1 protein-coding gene is annotated in these 257 nt (G+C 41.2%); it reads left to right on the top strand.

Annotated elements, in window-relative coordinates:
- A partial coding sequence (locus WDB87_RS00075) for a hypothetical protein (protein WP_337848641.1) occupies window positions 1–257 on the top strand: 257 nt, incomplete at both ends.

Genomic DNA, 257 nt, shown 5'->3' with positions numbered 1-257 from the left:
GCATTAGACGTTGAAGGTAATTTAGCCACAAACGAAACCACCTTTACTAAAGACACCACCGTTGCAGTAACAGTCGATATAAACGACACGAACGACAACGTAATAAATGGCAATGGTGAAAATACAAACGTTGAAATTACAGGGACCACAACGGGTGTTGAAGACAACCAAACAGTAACAGTTGTAGTAACAGATACAGCCGGTAATGAGCGCAGCTTTGAAGCCACAGTTACTAATAATACCTACACGATTACAGG

It is taken from the genome of Pseudoalteromonas sp. C12FD-1, assembly GCF_037414265.1.
Taxonomy (GTDB): domain Bacteria; phylum Pseudomonadota; class Gammaproteobacteria; order Enterobacterales; family Alteromonadaceae; genus Pseudoalteromonas.
The sequence above is the reverse complement of the archived record's forward strand: the minus strand, read 5'-3'. Positions and strand labels throughout refer to the sequence as shown.